This window comes from Nocardioides sp. SRI_004 (genome assembly GCF_057586415.1).
In genome coordinates, this window is the sequence record NZ_JBYCZV010000007.1 from 134336 (window position 1) to 153896 (window position 19561).

14 protein-coding genes are annotated in these 19561 nt (G+C 72.2%); 6 read left to right on the forward strand and 8 right to left on the reverse strand.

Annotated features, from left to right (window positions below):
- Nucleotides 1–45 precede the first annotated feature (45 nt).
- Genes sigM through AC2YHB_RS11645 form a run of 4 tightly spaced genes read right to left on the reverse strand, consistent with a single transcriptional unit; the run spans nucleotide 46 to nucleotide 6658 of the window.
- Nucleotides 46–768 carry an RNA polymerase sigma factor SigM gene (gene sigM / locus AC2YHB_RS11630; protein WP_051932080.1) on the reverse strand — a complete coding sequence of 241 codons (723 nt, stop codon included), beginning with the start codon at nucleotides 766–768 and terminating at the stop codon, nucleotides 46–48.
- Complete coding sequence (locus AC2YHB_RS11635) at nucleotides 758–2680, reverse strand: hypothetical protein (RefSeq protein WP_487353972.1); 1923 nt, start codon at nucleotides 2678–2680, stop codon at nucleotides 758–760. Before AC2YHB_RS11635 ends, sigM begins: the two co-directional genes overlap by 11 nt.
- 43 nt (nucleotides 2681–2723) lie before the next feature.
- Nucleotides 2724–4412, reverse strand: coding sequence for a murein biosynthesis integral membrane protein MurJ (gene murJ / locus AC2YHB_RS11640; protein ID WP_487353973.1), 1689 nt, complete (start codon nucleotides 4410–4412; stop codon nucleotides 2724–2726).
- Entirely contained in the window at nucleotides 4409–6658 is a 2250-nt protein-coding gene (locus AC2YHB_RS11645) for a DUF6049 family protein (protein ID WP_487353974.1), read from the reverse strand. Before AC2YHB_RS11645 ends, murJ begins: the two co-directional genes overlap by 4 nt.
- 90 nt (nucleotides 6659–6748) lie before the next feature.
- Here AC2YHB_RS11645 and AC2YHB_RS11650 point away from each other — a divergent pair, with 90 nt between their 5' ends.
- Complete coding sequence (locus AC2YHB_RS11650; RefSeq protein WP_207007760.1) at nucleotides 6749–8233, forward strand: CCA tRNA nucleotidyltransferase; 1485 nt, start codon at nucleotides 6749–6751, stop codon at nucleotides 8231–8233.
- 8 nt (nucleotides 8234–8241) lie between these two features.
- Here AC2YHB_RS11650 and AC2YHB_RS11655 read toward each other — a convergent pair whose 3' ends face one another.
- Both AC2YHB_RS11655 and AC2YHB_RS11660 read right to left on the reverse strand, forming a co-directional pair.
- Entirely contained in the window at nucleotides 8242–9285 is a 1044-nt protein-coding gene (locus tag AC2YHB_RS11655) for a hypothetical protein (RefSeq protein ID WP_487353975.1), read from the reverse strand.
- A complete protein-coding gene (locus tag AC2YHB_RS11660; RefSeq protein WP_487353976.1) occupies nucleotides 9282–11039 on the reverse strand; it encodes a hypothetical protein in 1758 nt (585 codons plus the stop codon). The genes AC2YHB_RS11655 and AC2YHB_RS11660 overlap by 4 nt, the downstream gene beginning before the upstream one ends.
- Before the next feature lie 133 nt (nucleotides 11040–11172).
- On the opposite strand from AC2YHB_RS11660, the gene AC2YHB_RS11665 reads away from it, so the two are divergent.
- Both AC2YHB_RS11665 and AC2YHB_RS11670 read left to right on the forward strand, forming a co-directional pair.
- The gene (locus AC2YHB_RS11665; protein ID WP_036543882.1) at nucleotides 11173–11655 is read left to right on the forward strand and encodes an SRPBCC family protein; all 483 of its coding nucleotides are present in this window, start codon (nucleotides 11173–11175) and stop codon (nucleotides 11653–11655) included.
- A 69-nt stretch (nucleotides 11656–11724) separates the two neighbouring features.
- Nucleotides 11725–12822: an endonuclease/exonuclease/phosphatase family protein gene (locus AC2YHB_RS11670; RefSeq protein WP_487353977.1), complete on the forward strand. Its 1098-nt coding sequence runs from the start codon at nucleotides 11725–11727 to the stop codon at nucleotides 12820–12822.
- Between the two features lie 147 nt (nucleotides 12823–12969).
- Here the strand turns inward: AC2YHB_RS11670 and AC2YHB_RS11675 are convergent, their stop codons facing one another.
- Both AC2YHB_RS11675 and AC2YHB_RS11680 read right to left on the reverse strand, forming a co-directional pair.
- On the reverse strand, nucleotides 12970–14052 hold the full coding sequence (locus AC2YHB_RS11675; RefSeq protein ID WP_036543884.1) for an inositol-3-phosphate synthase: 1083 nt from the start codon (nucleotides 14050–14052) through the stop codon (nucleotides 12970–12972).
- Nucleotides 14053–14119: 67 nt separating this feature from the next.
- A complete protein-coding gene (locus tag AC2YHB_RS11680; protein WP_036543891.1) occupies nucleotides 14120–14707 on the reverse strand; it encodes a PadR family transcriptional regulator in 588 nt (195 codons plus the stop codon).
- A gap of 185 nt (nucleotides 14708–14892) precedes the next feature.
- Here AC2YHB_RS11680 and AC2YHB_RS11685 point away from each other — a divergent pair, with 185 nt between their 5' ends.
- The 3 genes from AC2YHB_RS11685 to AC2YHB_RS11695 all read left to right on the forward strand — a co-directional run bounded on the left by AC2YHB_RS11685 (nucleotide 14893) and on the right by AC2YHB_RS11695 (nucleotide 19549).
- Nucleotides 14893–15759, forward strand: coding sequence for an alpha/beta fold hydrolase (locus AC2YHB_RS11685; protein WP_487353978.1), 867 nt, complete (start codon nucleotides 14893–14895; stop codon nucleotides 15757–15759).
- A gap of 84 nt (nucleotides 15760–15843) precedes the next feature.
- A complete protein-coding gene (locus AC2YHB_RS11690; protein ID WP_487353979.1) occupies nucleotides 15844–18096 on the forward strand; it encodes a transglycosylase domain-containing protein in 2253 nt (750 codons plus the stop codon).
- Nucleotides 18097–18100: 4 nt separating this feature from the next.
- On the forward strand, nucleotides 18101–19549 hold the full coding sequence (locus AC2YHB_RS11695) for a glycosyltransferase family 87 protein (protein ID WP_487353980.1): 1449 nt from the start codon (nucleotides 18101–18103) through the stop codon (nucleotides 19547–19549).
- Nucleotides 19550–19561: the final 12 nt, after the last annotated feature.

Below are 19561 nucleotides of genomic sequence, written 5' to 3' on the forward strand. Positions count from 1 at the left end.
TCGGGTTCCTGGTGGGGCGGTGCCGCACCTCGGGAGTGCGGCAGGTCAGTCGACGGTCGGGGCCTGCGGGACGGCGCCCGCCTCGGCGGCGGGTGGTCCCCGGCGAGTCAGGGATCCGACGTCCGGTCCGCTCGCGGGGTTCCCGTCGGTGGCGCCCGCGGCCGGCCCGGCGCCCGTGGGCTCGGTCACGTCGAGCACGTCGGCCAGCAGCACGGCCAGCTTCGCCCGCGCCCGCGAGCACCGGCTCTTCACGGTGCCCTCGGCGCAGTCGAGGATCAGCGCGGTCTCCGCGACGGAGTAGCCCTCCATGTCCACGAGGACGACGGCAGCCCGCTGCTCCTCGGACAGCCGCCCGAGGGCAGCCCTGACCAGCGCGCGCCGCTCGGTCGCGACGGACTGGTCCGCGGGGTCGACCGCGTCGCCCACCGTCTGGCGGACCGGCCGCAGGTCGTCGACGTCCTCGGGCAGGGGCTCGGCCCGTCGTACCCGGGCCGCCCGGAGGCGGTCGAGGCAGGCGTTGACCACGATGCGGTGGAGCCAGGTGGTGACGGCGGCCTCGCCCCGGTAGGACCCGGCGCGGCGGAACGCCGCGATCAGGCCCTCCTGCAGGCCGTCCGCTGCGGTCTCGGGATCGTTGCAGGTCCGCAGCGCGACCGCCCAGAGCCGGTCACGGTGCCGGGCGAAGAGGGTGCTGAAGGCGGAGTCGTCGCCGGCGACGTGGGCCGCCAGGAGATCGGCGTCGGTCGGCTCGCTCAGCTCACTCGCCACGAACCACCACCTCTGCGATCTCGCCACGGAAGTCCCCGCCGTCGACCTCGGGCAGCGAGGTCAGCCAGAGCACAAGGTAGCGGGCAGCGACCGGCTGGCGGTCGGCCGGCGCGAGCCCGACCACGCCGGTGCCGCTGGCCTGCGCCAGCGGCTTGCCCGTCGGGGCTCCCGTCGGCGCCGCGTCGAAGCCGTAGACCGCGAGGGTGGTCTGCCCGTCGAGGCGTACGTCGACCGCGCTGACCTGGCGCACCTGGCCGAGGTCGAGCAGCACGCCGACCCCCGTCTTCAGGCCGGGTGGCGGGCCGAGCTGGTCCTTGTAGGTGCTGGTGCGCCAGGTGGTCGAGGCCTTGCCGTCGACGAGGTTGTCGACGTCGCCGGCGTTCTCCTCGCCGTCGGTGCCGAGCGGGTCGAAGTCGCGCACGGTGACGCCGCGCAGCACCGAGGCCTGGCTGGCCGTGCTCGACGGCGTGGTCACCGGCTCGTCGTCGGGGTCGCCGCCGAGCGGGGTGCGGCCGCGGCCGAGGTTGAAGGCGATCGCGATGCCGACCAGCAGCAGCACGGCCACGGCGACGCCCATGGCGAGGCGCAGCCAGTTGCGCCCGGGCACGATCTCCCCGGTGCCGTCGAGGTCGGCCGACGGGGGCGCGCCGTCCTCGTCCCACGGCCAGTACCCCGTGGCCGGGGGGCCGTCGTCGCCGACCGACGCCGGCCAGCCGTTGCCGGCCGGACCCGGTCCGAGGTCGGGTCGCGGTCGTCGTACGCCTTCGGCGAAGAGGGGGCGCTCGGGCAGGTCCTCGAAGGGCGGCGGGGGCGGCGGCGGGGTGCTGCGGGTGCGCAGCCACTGCACGTCGTCGTCCTCGCCGTCGCCGAAGACGGGCATGCCCGCCTCGGTGGGCAGGTCGGTCACGTCGGCGGGCGTCGGCACGGGCGGGTCGGAGAGGTCGACGCTCTCGAGGTCGAGCTCGGGCTCGGCGGCCGGCACCACCGGGATGTCGTCGCGCGAGGAGTCGTGGGGCAGCGGGTCGTCGACGGCGGGCAGCCACACCGGCCGCAGCTCGTTGACCTGCGGGATCGCCTGGGCGAGCGACTCCGGCATGCCCGCCGGGTCGCCGACGAACGCCAGCAGCTCCTCGGCGATGCCCTGCGCGGTGCTGACGTCGGGGTGGTCGCTGCCCAGCATCCGGCGCCGGGTGTGCACGCCGGTGCACTCGAACTCCCGCCACACCAGGTCGAGCTGCTTCGGGACGCCGGCGCGGACCTGTCGCGGGCTGAGGAAGGTGCCGTTCTCGCGCGGGGCGGCCGGCACGATCGAGCCCGACGGACCGGGCCAGACGCCGGTGAGCGCGCAGTAGAGGAGGCCGCCGAGGTCCTCCAGGTCGCCCTGGACGTCGCCCGGGGGCAGCCCGTGCAGGGCGGCGTCGACGCACATGCCGATGAGGCGGACCGAGCCGTAGCGGTCGATGAGGACGTTCTCCGGGTTGAGCCGCCCGTGGGTGACGCCGGCGGCGTGGGCCCGGGCGATCGCGTCGGCGACGTCGGCGACCAGCCAGGCCGCGCGCCGCGGGCCGAGCGGGCCGGCGTGGGTGACCAGGATGTCGAGCGAGGTGCCGGTCCCCCACTCGTTGACGACGAAGCAGCGGCCGTCCTCCTGCTGGGCGTCGAGCACCCGGAGGATCCGGGGGTCCAGGACGCCGGCCGAGGTGCGGGCCGCCTCGACGAGACCGGGGGCGCGCGCGTCCTCGACGTCGATGACGTGGAGGGCGACGAACCGCTCGAGGACGGCGTCGTGGGCACGCCAGAACCGCCCGCCGCCGCTCTCGCTCAGCAGGTCGATCAACCGGTAGCGGCCGGCGAGCACATCCCCCGACCGCGTCGACGTCGCCACCTGGAAGTCCAGTCCCTCTCTCGTCACTCCATCCTAGGCACCAGCGGGCACCCTCGCAGGCACCTGGCCGTCAGCGCCGCACGCGGGCCAGCACGGTGCCCACGACCGAGTTCACCTCGTCGATCCGGAGCACCTTCGCGGCCGCCAGCAGCGCGGCGCCACCGGCCGCGGAGACCACGGCCAGCTCCACCCCGGCCCACACCCAGCCGGGCGCGCTGGAGACCTCGCCGATGGTGTCGTCGACGATGATCAGCACGAGCCGCGCGACGGCGTACACGACGGCGGCGGCGGCAAGCAGCCGGACCACGAAGCCCCGCCACTGGCGGGCGCCGCCGCGGGCCGGGTGGCCGCCCCGGCGCAGCAGCCGGACCAGCACGATGCTGGAGAGCACCGAGCCGACCGTGTACGACGCCGTGTAGGCCAGCACCAGCATCGGCGAGGTGTCCCACGGGTCCACCCGGCTGACGAACAGCAGCGCCAGCCCGATGTTGGTCGCGGCGATCACGCACTGCACCCAGAAGACCGTCCGGTTGCGCTCGAGGGCGTAGAAGCCGCGCAGGACCAGGTAGTGGACGGTGAACGCCACGACGCCGAACCCGAACAGCACCATCGAGGACTCGAAGCGGTGGTAGCCGTCCGCGGTCGCGCCGTGGCCCCAGATGACCTGGGCCAGCGGCAGGGCGATCGACGGCAGCAGTGCCGCGAACGGTACGACGACCGCGAGCGCCGTGCGCAGCGTGCTGCCCAGCGTCGCGGCCAGCGCCCCGAGGTCGCCGCGCGCGGCGGCGTCGGAGAGCCGCGGCAGGATCGCGGTGGCCAGCGAGACGGTGATGATCGAGTGCGGCACCATCACCACGAGCATCACGCTGGAGTAGATCGTGATGCCGGTGCCGTCGTCGGCCGAGGCGGTGCCGTTGGAGGCCAGGCGCACGACGACGATGTAGGCGATCTGGTTGACGATGACGAAGAGCACCGTCCACACGCCGAGCTTGAAGGTCTGGCCGAGGCCGACGCCCCGGAAGTCGAAGCGGGGCCGGTAGCGGATCCCGGCGGCGCGCAGGTAGGGCACCAGGATGAGCAGCTGGGCCGCGATGCCCAGGGTGGCGCCGATGCCGAGCAGCGCCTCCTGGCCGGGGGTGAACGGACCCAGCTGCTCGGCCTTCGTGGCCGGGCCGAAGACGACCAGGTAGGTCACCAGGACGGCCACCGAGATGACGTTGTTGGCGATCGGCGCCCACATCATCGGGCCGAACCGGCCGCGGGCGTTGAGGACCTGCCCGATCAGCACGAACATGCCGTAGAAGAAGACCTGCGGCAGGCAGAAGCGGGCGAAGTCGATCGCCGACTGCCGCTGCTCGGCCAGCGCGGGGTCGTCGAACTTCGAGCCCAGGACGACCTGCATCACCAGCGGGGCCGCGACGACGAGGAGCACGGTCACCACGCCGAGGAAGGCGATCGCGAGCGTCATCAACCGGTCGACGTACGCCGCGCCGCCGTCCTCGTCGCGCAGCATCGCGCGCTTGAGCTGCGGCACCAGGACCGCGTTGAAGACACCCCCCGCGATGAGGATGTAGATCATGTTGGGCACGGTGTTGGCCACCGTGAAGAGGTCGGCGTGCAGCGAGACGCCGAGCGCCGCCGCCAGCAGGGTGGAGCGGATGAAGCCGCTGAACCGGGAGACGACCGTGCCCGCCGCCATCACCGCGGTGTTGGCGAGGATCCTCCGCTCGTCGGCGCCGGTGTCGTCGGCCGCGCTCACGCGGTCTCCCCCGCGGTGTCGTCGCCCGCCGTGTCGTCGCCCGCTGTGTCGTCCCCCGCGTCGGCGGGCCGGCCGCGCCGCCGGAAGCGGCGGACCAGCCGGATCGCGATCGCGACGAAGAGGATGCCGACGCCGGAGCCGATGATCGCCCAGATCACCACGCCGGCCTGGCCGGTGCGCAGCGGCAGGGTGTCGTCGGCGCCGAGCGCGGTGCCGTCGACGTCGGTCAGGCGCAGGGTCACGTTGTGCACGCCGGTGCGGCTCATGGTGGCGTCGATCGGGACCGAGGTGCGGCTGTGCGCGGCGAGCCGGATCGGGTTGGCGACCTCGATCGTCGCGCCGGAGTCCGCGGTCGCGTCGATCGCGACCGTGACCGGCTCGTCGAGGTCGTTGCGCACCGAGACGTTGAAGCCGCCCGACGTGCCCGACAGGGTCACCCCGTCGGGGGCCTCGATCGTGATCTTGTCCAGCTGGCCCTCGACCCACATCCGGGTCGTCGCCAGCCGCCAGGCCGCCTGGGCGTCGCCGCGCTGTGCGTACGACGACCCGGCGAGCGCCTCGCGGAGCAGCTCGCCCCCGACGGTGTAGTCGTCGCCCAGGATCGCCTGGTAGGCGCGGGCGGCGCGGATCAGCTGCCCGGCCTCGACCAGCACGGTGCCCGGCAGCTCCTCGTCCTCCTGGCCGGGTGGGTAGCTCAGGTCGGCCGGGTCGATCTGCCGGTCGGCCGCCACCTTGCCGTCGGCGCCCGTGCCCGGCTCCACGACGAGGTCGTCGAGCCCGGACAGGTTGATCCAGGGCTGGTCGAGCCCGGACCAGAAGCTCGACGCCCCGGCCGCCGACACGGAGGAGGGCAGGACGACGACCAGCGGGTCCGGGTCCTTGTCGCCGGCGCGCAGCAGGCGGACCACCGCCTCCGCGAGGATCCGCTGGCGCAGCGCGACCGGCGACAGCTCGGCGTCGGGCCCCGGTCCACCGGTCGCGGCGGCCGTGGACGTGATGACCACCGGCCGGTCGCCGACGAGCCCGGCGACGGGCGGGCGCGCCGAGAAGGTCTCCCGGGGGAACATCTGGTCGCCGAGCAACAGCACGGCGCCGTCGTCGACGGCGGAGATCGCGTTCGCCGGCAGGTAGCCGTCGGGCGATCCCGCGATCGGCAGCGCGTCGAGGTCCCACGAGGACAGCTCGGGCCCGGTCTGCTCACGGGCGGCGCGGTAGAGGCTGGGCAGCGAGTCGGCCGCGGAGGCGAGGTCCGGGTCGCCGTACGGGAGCGTGGCGAGGGTGCCGTCGCCGACCTCGCTCTCCGCCTGGGCCAGCCACGAGCGGGCCGACCGGGCGAGCGGGGTGTCGGTGTCCGGCTCCTCCTCGGCCGCGCCGTCGCCGTCGTCGGACGGTTCGTTGCTCGGCGTCGGCTCGTTGGGGTCCGGCACCGGCGTGACCTTGCGCGCCGGGTTGCCGTCGGCCAGCTGGCGGACCGCGTCGGGCACGGCGGGGTCCAGCAGCCAGGTCACCGGCGCGAGGCCGGCCGCCGCCCCGAAGGCCAGCGGGCCGCCGAGCTGGCCGTCGACGCCGAGCGCCTCGGTCCAGGCGCCGGCATCGGCCACCGTGCCGTCCTCGGCGTGCGTGATCCGGCCGCGCAGGGGCAGCACGACCGCCGTGTCGACCTCGGGTCCGTTGGGGCTGCGCACCGAGGGCAGGAAGGTCCGCGCCCGGCCGTCTGCGGTGATGCTGTCGTCCGGGGTGTGGGCACTGCCGCCGAGCGCGTGCACGCCCAGCCAGTAGACGCCGGTCTTCGGGTCGGGGAAGAGGGTGCGCAGGACCGCCTGCGGCACGGTCAGCGTGTACGACGCCGACTGGCCCGGCTCCAGCGTGCCCAGGTCGAAGCGGACGTTCGTCTCCCGGACGCCGATCGGCGCGACCGGGTCGGAGTCGGCGGCGGCGGCGAGGTCGGCCGCGGTCGTCATCACCTCGGCGCAGGACGTCGTGGTGCACTCGGCGCCGACGTTGAACACCGGGTAGAGCCGGATCTTGCTCCAGGTCTCGAGGTCGGTGTTCGTCACGGTGCCGCGGATCTCGAGCGGCCCGTTGCGCGGCAGCACGCCGGGGGTGAGGTCCGCGATCGTGATCTCGAGCGGGGCGTCGTACGTGTCGTCGTCGGGTCGCGCGGAGGCCGGCGCGGCCATGCCGAGGAGGCCGATCAGGAGAGTCGTCAGCACACCCCAGGGCAGGAGCGAGCGACGGACGACCACGTCCCGAGGGTAGTGGGGTGCCCGGTGCGGCTCGGGGACCCCACGTCCCCGTTCGGTCCCAGCAGCGTCCGGCTCATAGACTCCCCACCCGTGACCGACGCCGACCGCCCCGCCTCGCCAGCGCCCGGCGCGCCCCTGCGCCTGGTCGACGTGCAGGCCGCTGTCGACGCCGAGCTGGACCGCATCGGACCGGTCATCGACGAGCTCGGAGCGCTGTTCACCGAGGCCGGCCACGAGCTCGCCCTGGTCGGTGGCCCGGTCCGCGACGCGATGCTCGGCCGTCGCTCCAACGACCTCGACTTCACCACCTCCGCGCGGCCGGAGCAGATGGACAAGCTGCTGCGTGCCTGGGGCGACGCCTGGTGGGACATGGGCCGCGACTTCGGCACCATCGGCTGCCGCAAGGGCGACTGGGTCGTCGAGGTGACGACCTACCGCTCCGAGGCCTACGACCCCGACAGCCGCAAGCCCGAGGTGCAGTACGGCGACAGCCTCGCCGGCGACCTCGGCCGCCGCGACTTCACGGTCAACGCCATGGCGGTGCGCCTGCCCGGCCGCGAGCTCGAGGACCCGTACGGCGGCCTGATCGACCTCGCGCACCGCGTGATCCGCACGCCGGGCACCCCTGAGCAGTCGTTCTCCGACGACCCGCTGCGGATGATGCGGGCCGCCCGCTTCGCGGCCCAGCTCGGCTTCTCGGTCGACCCGTCCGTCGTACGCGCGATGACCGAGATGGCCGACCGGATCCAGATCATCTCCGCCGAGCGGGTGCGCGACGAGCTGGTGAAGCTGATCTGCGCGCCGCACCCCCGGCTGGGCCTGAGCCTGCTCGTCGAGACCGGCCTCGCCGACCGCGTGCTGCCGGAGCTGCCGGCGCTGAAGCTCGAGCGCGACGAGCACCACCGCCACAAGGACGTCTACGAGCACACCCTGACCGTGCTCGAGCAGGCGATCGACCTCGAGCCCCGCCTGGCCGAGCGGGGCGACATCGCGCCCGGCCCGGACTTCGTGTCCCGCTTCGCCGCGCTCATGCACGACGTCGGCAAGCCGCGGACCCGCCGCTTCGTCGACGACGGCACGGTCACCTTCCACCACCACGACGTGGTCGGCGCCAAGCTCACCCGCAAGCGGATGAAGGCGCTGAAGTTCAGCAACGACGAGATCGACGCCGTCAGCGACCTCGTGGAGCTCCACCTCCGCTTCCACGGCTACGGCTCGGGCGAGTGGACCGACTCCGCGGTCCGCCGCTACGTCCGCGACGCGGGTGACCAGCTCGAGCGCCTCCACGTGCTCACCCGCGCCGACTGCACCACGCGCAACCGCAAGAAGGCGGAGCGCCTGCGCCGCACGTACGACGACCTCGAGGCCCGCATCGACCGGCTCTCCGCCGAGGAGGAGCTCGCCTCGATCCGGCCGGACCTCGACGGCAACCAGATCATGGAGATCCTCGGGATCCCCCCGGGCCGCGAGGTCGGGCAGGCCTACCAGTTCCTGCTGGAGCTGCGCCTCGACAACGGGCCGATGTCCGAGCAGGACGCCACCGCCGCGCTGAAGGAGTGGTGGGCGAGCCGCTGAGGCGCGGGTCAGGGAAGCGGCGTCGGCACCACTGCCCCGCCGGCGCGCGACTCCGGCAGGATCGCGCCGTCCTCGGTCCCCGGGACGACGCGGCAGGCACCGTCCGGCACCGTGCAGGTGACCAACGGGAAGGTCTGCGCGCCGTCGAGCGAGGCGCTGACCGTGGCGATGCCGGCGGCCGTGGCGTCGTCGAGCCAGGAGTCGAGCCTCCAGCCGAGGTCGCGTGGCTGCGGCTCGAGCGGGTCGACGCCGAGGTCCGCGGCGGTGAGCCGGGTGGTGACCGGCGCGCCGCCCGCCGCCGGCACCAGCTGAGGAGCACCGCGCGGCGGCTGCCGGATCGTCCACGCCCCGCCGGGGCTGGTCAGCTCCGGCTCGGAGGAGAGGGCGGCGTACCAGGGCTGGTCGTCGTAGCCGCTGTTCGCGTCGCTGACGACCTCGGCCTCGCCGGACGCGAGCTCGACCGCGACCACCTCACCGGGGGTGAGGAAGTAGGCGTGGTCGGCGCTGACACCGAGGACGGCGGGAGGCGCGTCCTCGTAGAGGTCGGCCAGGTCGTCGGTGGCGGGATCGCCCATGCCCTCGGCGCTGCGGTTGACCTCGCGCCCGGTCCGCAGGTCGACGACGACCGCCTCGGCGAGCGGGGTGTCGTAGGCGTCGCGCTCCCCGCCGTGGTCGAGGAACGCGAGATACCGCCGGTCCGGCGAGAGCGAGAGGCTGTCGGGCTCCGCGTGCACCCCGAGGCCCTGGCGTCCCTGCCCGTCCACCCGGACCAGCTCGGGCCAGGTCTCGTCGTCGGAGCGCGTGTCGGGTACGACATACGCCCCGCCCTCCCCGACGACGAAGGCGCGCACCGGGTCGCCGGCGTCGAGGGTGGTGCCGTCGCCGAGGTGGATCGTGGGGCCGGCGGCCCAGACCAGGCCACGCGCCTCCACGGTGCCCTCCGCAGCGGGCCAGCCGCTGCCGGCCTCCGGTGCCGGGTCGTCGCCGCAGGCCGCGAGCGCGGGGACGAGGAGGAGCGCGAGCGCGGGCAGCACGGTGCGGTGCGTGGTCACTGCTTCCAGTCCTTGTCGACGAAGGCGCCCAGCCGGGCCTGCAGGAAGGCGGACCCGAGGGCGGAGAGCTGGTCGGAGTGCTCGTACTCGATCGCGCTCTCGATGACGCCCCGCGCGGTCACCCCCGAGGCCAGCTTGCCAGCGTCCAGCCAGCGGGCGGTCTCGTCGAAGAAGGTGACGACCCCGGTGGCATAGGTGTGCGCCTGCGGTACGTCGCCCAGGCTGCTCGCCGGCAGGCCCAGGCCGTGGATCTCGGTCTCGCACACGTCGAAGGCGTCCTGCGCCTCCTTGAGGTGCTGGCCGGCCTTGTTCATGGACTCGTACTCGCTGTGCAGCTCGCTGCCGGCGTACGACGAGCGCGAGTAGAACAGGCTCGGCCACAGCGAGTCCGCGGAGCCGCCCTTCGGCGTCGAGTAGCCCTCCGACCCGCTCTCGTAGGTGCCGTGGATCCCGTCGTCGAGCGGGGCGATCCCCTCGAGCATGGTGGGCAGCGTCGTGGTCTCGACCGGCGCACCGAAGCCGCCGCCGTCGCCCTTGTTCGCCAGGTCGTAGGCGATGATCCGGCCCGGGTTGCTGTAGTCGCCCGGCTGGTGCCCGGTGTCCTCGTTGTGCCGCTTGTGCGACGTGCTGAAGTAGATCCTCCCGTCGCGGATCGCGACGCCCTGGGCGCGCTCCGGCGTCTCGTAGGGGCCGTCGACCCGGACCCACTCCATCCGGCCGCTCTTCGCGTCGTACTGCTTCTCGTAGACGTTGAGCACGCCGTTGTCGTCGTCGTCGAAGGTGCCGACGTAGAGCCTGCCGCCGTGGAACGTGGAGTACGCGCCCTCCGGCATCTCCTGCGGTGGACCGGTGACGCCGATGGTGCTTCCCGGCGCCTGGGCGCCCGGGCCGAGGATGTCGTTGCGGTCGTACTCGTAGACCAGCGGGTCCTCGCCGAACGGTCCGCCGCCCTTGGAGGAGTTCACGTGGACGGTGCCCGTCTCGGGGTCGACGCTCACACCACCCGCGTGGTCGGGGGCGATCCCGGCGTCCCCGGCGGCGCCGAGGCGGACGGTGTTGATGATCTCGCCGGTCGCCGGGTCGACCACGGTGAGGACGGCCTGCCCCTTGTCGTTGTACGACGTCTGGAGCAGGTAGCCCGTCTGGGGATCCACGCCCAGCCCCTGCGGGGTCCAGCCGTTGTCGTCGTCGCCGGCGGCGAGGGTGTCCGGGATGACCGGCCCCGGCAGCACACCCCGCTCCAGGTCGTCGAGCAGGGTGCGGGCCAGGCCGTTGGCGAACCACGCCTGCTGGTCGTCGGTCAGCTCGTACTCGAAGTAGTCGCGCGCGACGTCCAGCTGCTTGCCGTACGTGCTCTTGACCTTCTCGAGCGCCGCCACCGTGTGCAGGAAGGTGATGAACCATGCGAGGCTGCCCTTGACCGCGGTCTTCTCCCAGTCCAGCCAGAGGTGGTGGATCCGGTCGGCCTCGCCGCTCGCCCACGAGTACGCCGAGCCCGCCATGCCGAGCGAGACCTTCGCCCGGTTGAGGCGCAGGTGGCAGACCTCGGCCACGGCGCGGGTCGCCCAAGCGCTCATGTTGAACAAGGCGCGGGCGTCGATGCTCTCCCAGTTGGGGGTGTCCCGCGCGAGGTGGATCAGGTCGATCGCGGTGCGGACGTGCTCCATCGCCTTGTCGACGTCGTCCGCCCGCATCGTGATGGTGGTGAGGTTGCCGGAGGTGAGCTGGGAGTGCAGCTGTGCCGGAACCGCCATCCCTGCCGGGTGCCCGCGCCACGGCCGGCCGAAACCCCGCGCCGCCGCTGTGGCGGGCATCACGTACCGCCGGTCTGCTACCGGCAGGTAGGTTCCGGGGATCCGACACCGCCGTCACCCGAAGGGCTCCACCATGGCCGAGACGTACGAGAAGCTGCTCGAGGACTCCATCGACATCGCCGCCCCGGCCGACCGGGTGTGGGCACTGGTCACCGACATCCCGCGGATGTCGAAGTGGAGCCCGCAGGTGGTGAAGTCGACGGTCAAGGGCGGCGAGGTCAAGCTCGGCGCGACCTTCTCGAACCTCAACAAGCAGGGCATCAAGCGCTGGCCGACCGCCGGCAAGGTCGTCCGGTTCACCCCGCCGGCCGACGGCGCGACCGGGGACTTCGCCTTCAAGATCCGCGAGAACCGCACGGTGTGGTCCTTCGAGCTGGCGCCGACCGCCGACGGCGGCACCCGGCTGACCGAGCGCCGGGAGACCCCGCAGGGCATCTCGAACGTCTCGCTCGTGCTGACCAAGGCCGTCCTCGGCGGCCAGAAGGGCTTCACCGAGGAGCTGCGCCGCGGTATCCGCCAGACCCTGGAGAAGATCAAGGCCGAGGCCGAGGCCTGACCGGGTCCCGGGGGTCCCGGGTCCGCGGGTCCTGCCGCGGCCCTTCGGGGACCGGGGTTGAATGACCCCGTGAGCGACGACCTCCCCGACGAGCCCGGCCCGGACGAGTCCGAGCCCGCCGGGGACCAGTCCGCCGAGACGCCGGACGAGCAGCCGGCCGCGAAGAAGGCGAAGCCCGTGCCGCCGCCGCTGCCCGCGGCGCGGCCGGGCGCCAGCCCGGCCACCCAGGTGGCCACCGTCGCGGTGGTCGTCGTCGTGCTGCTCGTGCTCGGCATCGTCTTCGCGCTGCAGGGCGGCAACGAGGCGCCCCCGGCGCCGGACCGGAACGACGCGGTGACGACCGTCCCCGACGTACCGTCCTCCGGGTTCCAGCCCTCCGCGAACTCCTCGTTGGGCGCTCCCCCGCTCGACATCCCGTCGAGCCTCTGCCCGAAGGACCTCACCCTCGAGCACCCGTTCACGGTGCTGTCGTTCAACATCCACTCCGCCATCCGCAAGCACGGCGGCCTCGCGGCGGGGACGCTGATCAAGGAGATCGGCACCTGGAAGCCGGACATCGTCCTGCTCCAGGAGGTCGACAACAACCGCGGGCGCTCCGGGAACGTGATCCAGGCCCAGCAGATCGCCGACGCCCTGGGGATGAGCTGGGTGACCGGCAGCGGCGAGACCGGCAACGCGATCCTGTCGCGGTTCCCGGTCAAGGAGCACGACATCATCGGGCTCCCCCAGGCCGGCGGGAAGTTCCCGCGGCACGCCGTGCACGCGGTCGTCGACATCGAGGGCACCGAGGTCAGCGTCTACTCGACCCACTTCGACCACATGTCGCAGGGCGCCCGGATCGCGCAGGCGACCGCGCTGGCCAAGGTGGTCCGCGCGGACGCCCGCCCGACGGTCGTCGCCGGCGACCTGAACAGCCGGGTCTCCTCCACCGCCGTCAGCACGCTGCGGGGCGCCGGCCTCGGCGACGTCTGGGCGGTCGGCTCGGGCGCGGGCGACACCGCCCCGGCAGCGAACCCGCGGGTCCGCATCGACTTCATCCTGCACGACGCCTTCCTGCAGCCGCTGCAGGCCGTCGTCCTCGCCTCGAGCGTCTCCGACCACCGGGCCGTGTGGTCGCGGCTGCAGCTGAGCGAGACCATCGGCTGCCTCGACGTCGGCCTGGGCTGACGCGGGGCTGCGCGGCAGCGCGGCGCGAGCCGCTCCACCTGCGAGCTTGCTCGCCGCCCGGCGGCGCAGACGCGCTCGCGCCGAAAAACCAGTCCGCCCCGGTTCGTCGTACGAACCGGGGCGGTGCTGCTGGTCAGCGACGCGAGGTCACTCGCCGGCGATGAACTTCTCGAGGAGCGCGCGGCCCTCGGTGTCCTCGATCTGGACCGGCGGGCTCTTCATGAGGTACGCCGACGCCGGGATGATCGGGCCACCGACGCCACGGTCCTTGGCGATCTTCGCGGCACGGACGGCGTCGATGATGATGCCGGCCGAGTTCGGGGAGTCCCAGACCTCGAGCTTGTACTCGAGGTTCAGCGGGACGTCACCGAAGGCGCGACCCTCGAGGCGGACGTAGGCCCACTTGCGGTCGTCGAGCCACGCGACGTAGTCGGACGGGCCGATGTGGACGTTCTTGTCGTCGATCTTGTCGGCCAGCGGGCCGGTGAGGTTCGACGTGACGGCCTGGGTCTTGGAGACCTTCTTGGACTCGAGGCGCTCGCGCTCGAGCATGTTCTTGAAGTCCATGTTGCCGCCGACGTTGAGCTGGTAGGTGCGGTCCAGCGTCACGCCGCGGTCCTCGAACAGCTTCGCCATCACGCGGTGGGTGATGGTGGCGCCGACCTGCGACTTGATGTCGTCACCGACGATCGGGACGCCCGCGTCCTCGAACTTCTTGGCCCACTCGGGGTCGGAGGCGATGAAGACGGGGAGGGCGTTGACGAAGGCCACGCCGGCGTCGATCGCGCACTGGGCGTAGAACTTGTCGGCCTCCTCGGAGCCCACCGGGAGGTAGGACACCAGGACGTCGACCTGGGCGTCCTTGAGGACCTGGACGACGTCGACCGGCTCGGCCGACGACTCGTCGATGGTGGCCTTGTAGTACTTGCCGAGGCCGTCGAGCGTCGGGCCGCGCTGCACCTCGACACCCAGGGTGGGCACGTCGGTGATCTTGATGGTGTTGTTCTGCGAGGCGTTGATGGCCTCGGAGAGGTCCTTGCCGACCTTCAGGTCGTCGACGTCGAACGCCGCGACGAACTCCACGTCACCGACGTGGTAGTCGCCGAACTGGACGTGCATGAGCCCCGGAACGGTGCTCGTGGCGTCGGCGTCCCGGTAGTACTGCACGCCCTGGATGAGGGACGTGGCGCAGTTGCCCACGCCCGCGATCGCTACTCGAACCGAACCCATGGGGTTTCCTTCCTTGGTACTCATGACATCTCGTGAATGTTCTGTGCCTGATCGGGGGGTGGGGTGATCAGGACGTCGTCGGGGACGTCGGCGTCTCCGGCGCTGGTGCTGCCTGGCCTTGCACGCTTCGCTCGGCGTTGATGAGGTCCGAGAGCCACCGGACCTCACGCTCGACCGACTCGACACCGTGACGCTGCAGCTCGGCGGCGTACCGGTCGGCCTCGGCCTGGGTCATCGCGAGCTCGCGCTGGACGCGGTCGAGTCGCTCCTGGAGGCGCGAGCGACGTCCTTCGAGGACGCGCAGGCGGATCTCCATGTCGGTGGACGAGAAGAACCGGAACCGGATGTCGAAGTTGTCGTCCTCCCACGCGGCAGGACCCACCTCCGACATCAGGCGCGAGAACTCCTCGGTGCCCAGGTCGGTGACCTTGTAGACGATCCGCTGCCGGCGGGTCTGGGGACCCGAGGGCACGGTCTCCTCGATGAGGTTGCCGCGGAGCATCTTCTTCAGCGCCGGGTAGAGCGACCCGTAGGACAGCAGTCGACCCCAACCGAGCATCAGGTTGAGCCGCTTGCGCAGCTCGTAGCCGTGCATGGGTCCCTCGTGCAGCAGTCCGAGGACCGCCAGCTCGATGGTGTCGCCACGCCGTGCCATGCGATCTATCGTAGCGATATATCCGCGGAACGTGAACTCCCGATGGATCGGGAGTGTCTTCCGAGGGGACGGGCAGCACCCGTGCCGCGCCCGTACGACGGGACGCGCCGCCTCCGATGAGTCCGGCCGGCGGCGGCGGTCTCCCCCTCGTCCGACCCGCGACCCCACCCGGCGAAGGAGCCCCGATGCCGACCACGACCACCCACCAGCTGCCCGTCCCCGGCGCCGTCCTGACCTACGACGTGCACACCCCGGACGCGCCGGGCCCGCACCGGCCGGTCATGGTGTTCGGCTCCCCGATGTCGGCCTCCGGATTCGAGCAGCTGGTCCCGCTGCTCGACGACCGCACGGTCATCACCTACGACCCGCGGATGGCCGAGCGCAGCAAGCTCGACGAGGACGGGGAGGTCTCCTTCGAGATCCACGGCGACGACGTGCACCGCGTCGTCGAGGCCACCGGGCTCGGACCGGTCGACGTCTTCGCGTCGAGCGGTGGGGCGGTGGCGGCGCTGCCCTGGCTGCTCGCCCACCCGGATCAGGTCGGCACGGTCGTGCTGCACGAGCCGCCATTGCCGGCGATCCTGGAGGACCGCGAGGTGCTCGAGAGCGCCTACGCCGACATCGTGGCGACCTACCGCGCCCACGGCCAGGGCCCCGCGATGGCCAAGTTCATCCAGCTCGTGATGGTGCGGGGTCCGCTGCCGGAGGACTACCTCGACCGACCGGCACCGTCGCCCGAGCAGTTCGGTCTCCCCACCGAGGACGACGGCAGCCGCGACGACGCGCTGCTGGGCCACAACATGGCGATCCCGGCGTACCAGCCGGACGTCGAGGCCCTGCGTGCCTCCGGCGTCCGCATCGTGCCGGCCGTCGGGGCCGCCAGCACCACCGAGATGCCGCGCCGCGCCGGCGAGGCGCTGGCCGCGCTGCTCGGCGTCGAGGTGGTCGAGTTCCCCGGGGACCACGGCGGCTTCGTCGCCAACGAGTGGTCGCCGGGCAACGACCCGGCCGCCTTCGCCGCGAGGCTCAAGGACGTCCTCGACCAGCGGTGAGCCGGTCCGGTGAGCTCGCGGTGACCGCTGCGGCCCGGGGTGGGAAATCGAGACCGTGCCCCTCCGCGCCGTACCCTGTCACGCGTGGTCGAGGGAAAGCGCAAGGCAGGCGGGTCCTCCTCCGGACGCAGCGGGCGGTCGGGGAAGAAGGGCGACCGCGCTCCGCGGACGTGGAAGCAGCGGCTGAAGCGACTCACCCTGTGGGGCCTGGTCACGGCGGTGGTGCTCGGCCTGCTGGGCGTGCTGGGCTTCTGGATCGCGTACAAGAACGTCGACATCCCGAACCCCAACGAGGAGTTCCTCACCCAGACGACCCGCGTCTACTACGACGGCGGCAAGTCCGAGATCGGCCAGTTCGCCGTCCAGAAGCGTGACTCGATCGCCTACGACGACATGCCGCAGACGATGAAGGACGCCGTCGTCGCCGCGGAGAACCAGAGCTTCTGGACCGACAACGGCATCGACCCGAAGGGCATCCTGCGGGCGGCGTTCAGCAACGCGCAGGGCAACGCCCAGCAGGGTGCGTCGACGATCACGCAGCAGTACGTGAAGATCCTCTACCTGACCCAGGAACGCACCTGGAAGCGCAAGGCCAAGGAAGCGATCCTCTCCCTCAAGATCAAGAACCAGCTGAGCAAGCAGGAGATCCTCGAGGGCTACCTCAACACCATCTACTTCGGCCGGGGCGCCTACGGCATCCAGGCGGCCGCGCAGGCCTACTTCGACGTCGACGCGAAGGACCTGACCCTGGCCCAGTCCGCGACGCTTGCGGCGGTGCTGAACAACCCCTACTCGCTCGACCCAGCCAACGGCGAGGACGCCGAGGCGCGCCTGCTGGGCCGCTACCAGTACGTCCTGGACTCGATGGAGGACATGGGCACCGCCAAGGCGAGCGACGTCGCCAGCGTCCGCAAGGCGCTGCCGAAGTTCCCGAAGATCAAGAGCGACGAGCAGTACGGCGGCCAGCGCGGCCACGTGCTGACGATGGTCCGCAAGGAGCTGCTCCGGCTCGGGTTCAGCGAGCAGGAGATCAACGGCGGCGGCCTCAAGATCACCACGACCTTCACCAAGAAGGCGATGAACGCCGCGAAGGACGGGGTCAAGGAGGAGCGGCCGGAGGGCTTCGGCAAGAACCTCCACGTCGCCGTCGCCTCGGTCGAGCCGGGCACCGGCGCCGTCCGCGGCATCTACGCCGGCCAGGACTACCTGGAGTCGCAGCTCAACTGGGCGGTCTCGGGCGGCCAGGCCGGCTCGACGTTCAAGCCGTTCGCGCTCGCCGCCGGGATCCAGGACGGGTTCGAGCTCAAGGACACCTTCGACGGCAACTCGCCCTACGACCTGCCCGGCGGCGGCGAGGTCGAGAACCAGGGCGACCACAGCTACGGCCGCGTCAACATGATCAAGGCCACCCAGGACTCCATCAACACCGCCTACATCGACATGACGCTGGCGATGGACGACGGTCCGCAGAAGATCATCGACACCGCGAACAAGATGGGCATCCCGCCGGAGAAGGCGGCCAACCCGCCGTACGGCTTCCCGACCTCGACGCCGGCCCTCGAGCCGCAGACCGGTGTCTCGCTGGGCTCGCAGACGGTCAGCCCGATCAACATGGCCAACGGCTACGCCACCCTCGCCAACCGCGGGGTCGCCGCCGACGCGTACATCATCGAGAAGGTCGTCGACCGCGACGGCGAGGTGCGCTACTCGCACAAGGTCACCGACCACCGCGCGATCCCCGAGGGCGTCTCCGACGACGTGGGCTACGCGCTCCAGCAGGTCGTCCAGCAGGGCTCCGGCACGAAGGCGCTCGCCCTGGGCCGGCCCGCCGCGGGCAAGACCGGCACCGCCACGAACGGCAAGGGCGAGGTCTCCTCGGCCTGGTTCGCGGGCTACACGCCGCAGCTGGCGACCGCGGTGATGTACGTCCGCGGCAAGGGCAACGAGCAGCTCAAGGACTGGCTGCCGTCGTACTTCGGCGGCTCCTACCCGGCCGCGACCTGGACCAACGTGATGCTCAAGGCGCTCGAGGGCGAGCCGGTCGAGGACCTGCCCCCGCCGGCCTACGTCAAGGGTGACGCCCCGAGCGAGGGCCACGCCCCGATCGTGCCGAAGCCGACGAAGAAGCCGAAGCCGAAGCCGAGCAAGACGAGGGACGTCCCGAGCTCGAGCGCGCCGACGGAGACGCCGTCGGAGACGCCGACCACGAAGGACCCCGGCCCGCCGACCGACACCCCGACCGACCCGACGGGCGACCCGACGTCGTCGACGCCTCCCATCCTCGGCGGCAAGCCCACCAAGTCGCCGCGCGGTCGCCGACGTCGTCACGCCGCCTGACGCCGTGACCGAGCGCGCGCCGCACGTCCACCCCACCCTGGACGACCCGGTCGTCGCCGGCCTGAGCGAGGTCGTCGGCGGTCCGATGGGCCAGCGCGCGCGGCCGCACCGGTGGTGGACGCCGCTGCGGGTGCTGCTCCTCCTGACGGCCTGCACGTTCGCGCTGGGGCTGGTGCAGAAGTCGCCGTGCACGCTCGCGGAGGGCAAGGACCAGAACTGGGTCTACTCCCACATGTGCTACACGGACCTGAAGCCGCTCTACGTCCCGCGCGGCATGGCCGAGCACGCATGGCCCTACTCCGGCGACGAGCAGACCCGGGCGCGCTACGAGGTGATGGAGTACCCCGTCGGGATCTCCTACTGGGCGTGGGGCACGGCGTGGATCACGCACTGGCTCAACGGCTCCCCCGACGTCGAGGCGCGCTACCGCGCCCCCGTCTCCGACCTGTACGACGACCCGGAGGTCGACCAGGAGCAGACCATCTTCCTCCTGGTCAACGGCCTCGGCTTCGCTGCGCTGGCGCTCGTCGCCACGTGGCTGCTCTCCCGGGCCCACCCCGTGCGACCGTGGGACGCGGCGGCGTTCGCGCTGTCACCGACCCTGCTGCTCACGGGCCTGATCAACTGGGACCTGATCCCCGTCGCGCTGGTGGCCGGCGCCCTGTGGGCGTGGTCGCGCGACCGGCCGCTGCTGACCGGCATCCTGATCGGTCTCGGCACCGCCGCGAAGCTCTACCCGCTCTTCCTGCTCGGCGGCCTGCTCGTCATCTGCCTGCGCCGGCGCCGACCGGGCGACCTGGCCCTGGCGGTCGTCGGCGCCGCGGTGGCGTGGCTGCTGGCCAACGCGCCGGCGTACCTGCTGGGCAAGGAGCAGTGGAAGGTCTTCTGGAGCTTCAACGCCGAGCGCACGGCCGACCTCGGGTCGGTGTGGATGCTCATCGACCAGGCCGGCGACGTCGGGTTCTCGGCGCACACGATCAACCTCTGGTCGTGGATCCTCTTCGGCGCCTGGTGCGCCGCGGTGTTCGTGATCGGCATGACCGCCGGGCGCACCATCCGCCCCGAGGCCGTGGTGCCGCGGCTGGCCCAGCTCGGCTACCTGATCGTGGTCGGCTTCCTGCTGGTCAACAAGGTCTACTCCCCGCAGTACGTCCTGTGGCTGCTGCCCCTGGCCGTGCTCGCCCGCCCGCGCTGGCGCGACCAGATCATCTGGCAGGCCAGCGAGGTGCTCTACTTCTGCACGATCTGGTGGTACCTCGGCGGCTACCTCTCGCCCGCGGGCGGCGGCGACGCCGGGTTCTACTGGGTCGGCATCGCGGTGCGCGTGCTCGGCGAGCTCTACCTGGCCGCGGTGATCGTGCGCGACATGTACCGCCCCGACCGCGACCCGGTGCGCGAGCAGGTGGGCTTCGACGGGGTCCATGCGCTTGCGATGCGGCCTGCTCACGCCTGAGGTGAGCAACGC

What these genes read in the sequence shown, in the direction of transcription:
- AC2YHB_RS11660 (WP_487353976.1), bottom strand. Translation starts at nt 11,039, where the DNA reads ATGGCGGTTCCGGCACAGCTGCACTCCCAGCTCACCTCCGGCAACCTC.
- AC2YHB_RS11665 (WP_036543882.1), top strand. Translation starts at nt 11,173, where the DNA reads ATGGCCGAGACGTACGAGAAGCTGCTCGAGGACTCCATCGACATCGCC.
- AC2YHB_RS11675 (WP_036543884.1), bottom strand. Translation starts at nt 14,052, where the DNA reads ATGGGTTCGGTTCGAGTAGCGATCGCGGGCGTGGGCAACTGCGCCACG.
- AC2YHB_RS11680 (WP_036543891.1), bottom strand. Translation starts at nt 14,707, where the DNA reads ATGGCACGGCGTGGCGACACCATCGAGCTGGCGGTCCTCGGACTGCTG.
- AC2YHB_RS11685 (WP_487353978.1), top strand. Translation starts at nt 14,893, where the DNA reads ATGCCGACCACGACCACCCACCAGCTGCCCGTCCCCGGCGCCGTCCTG.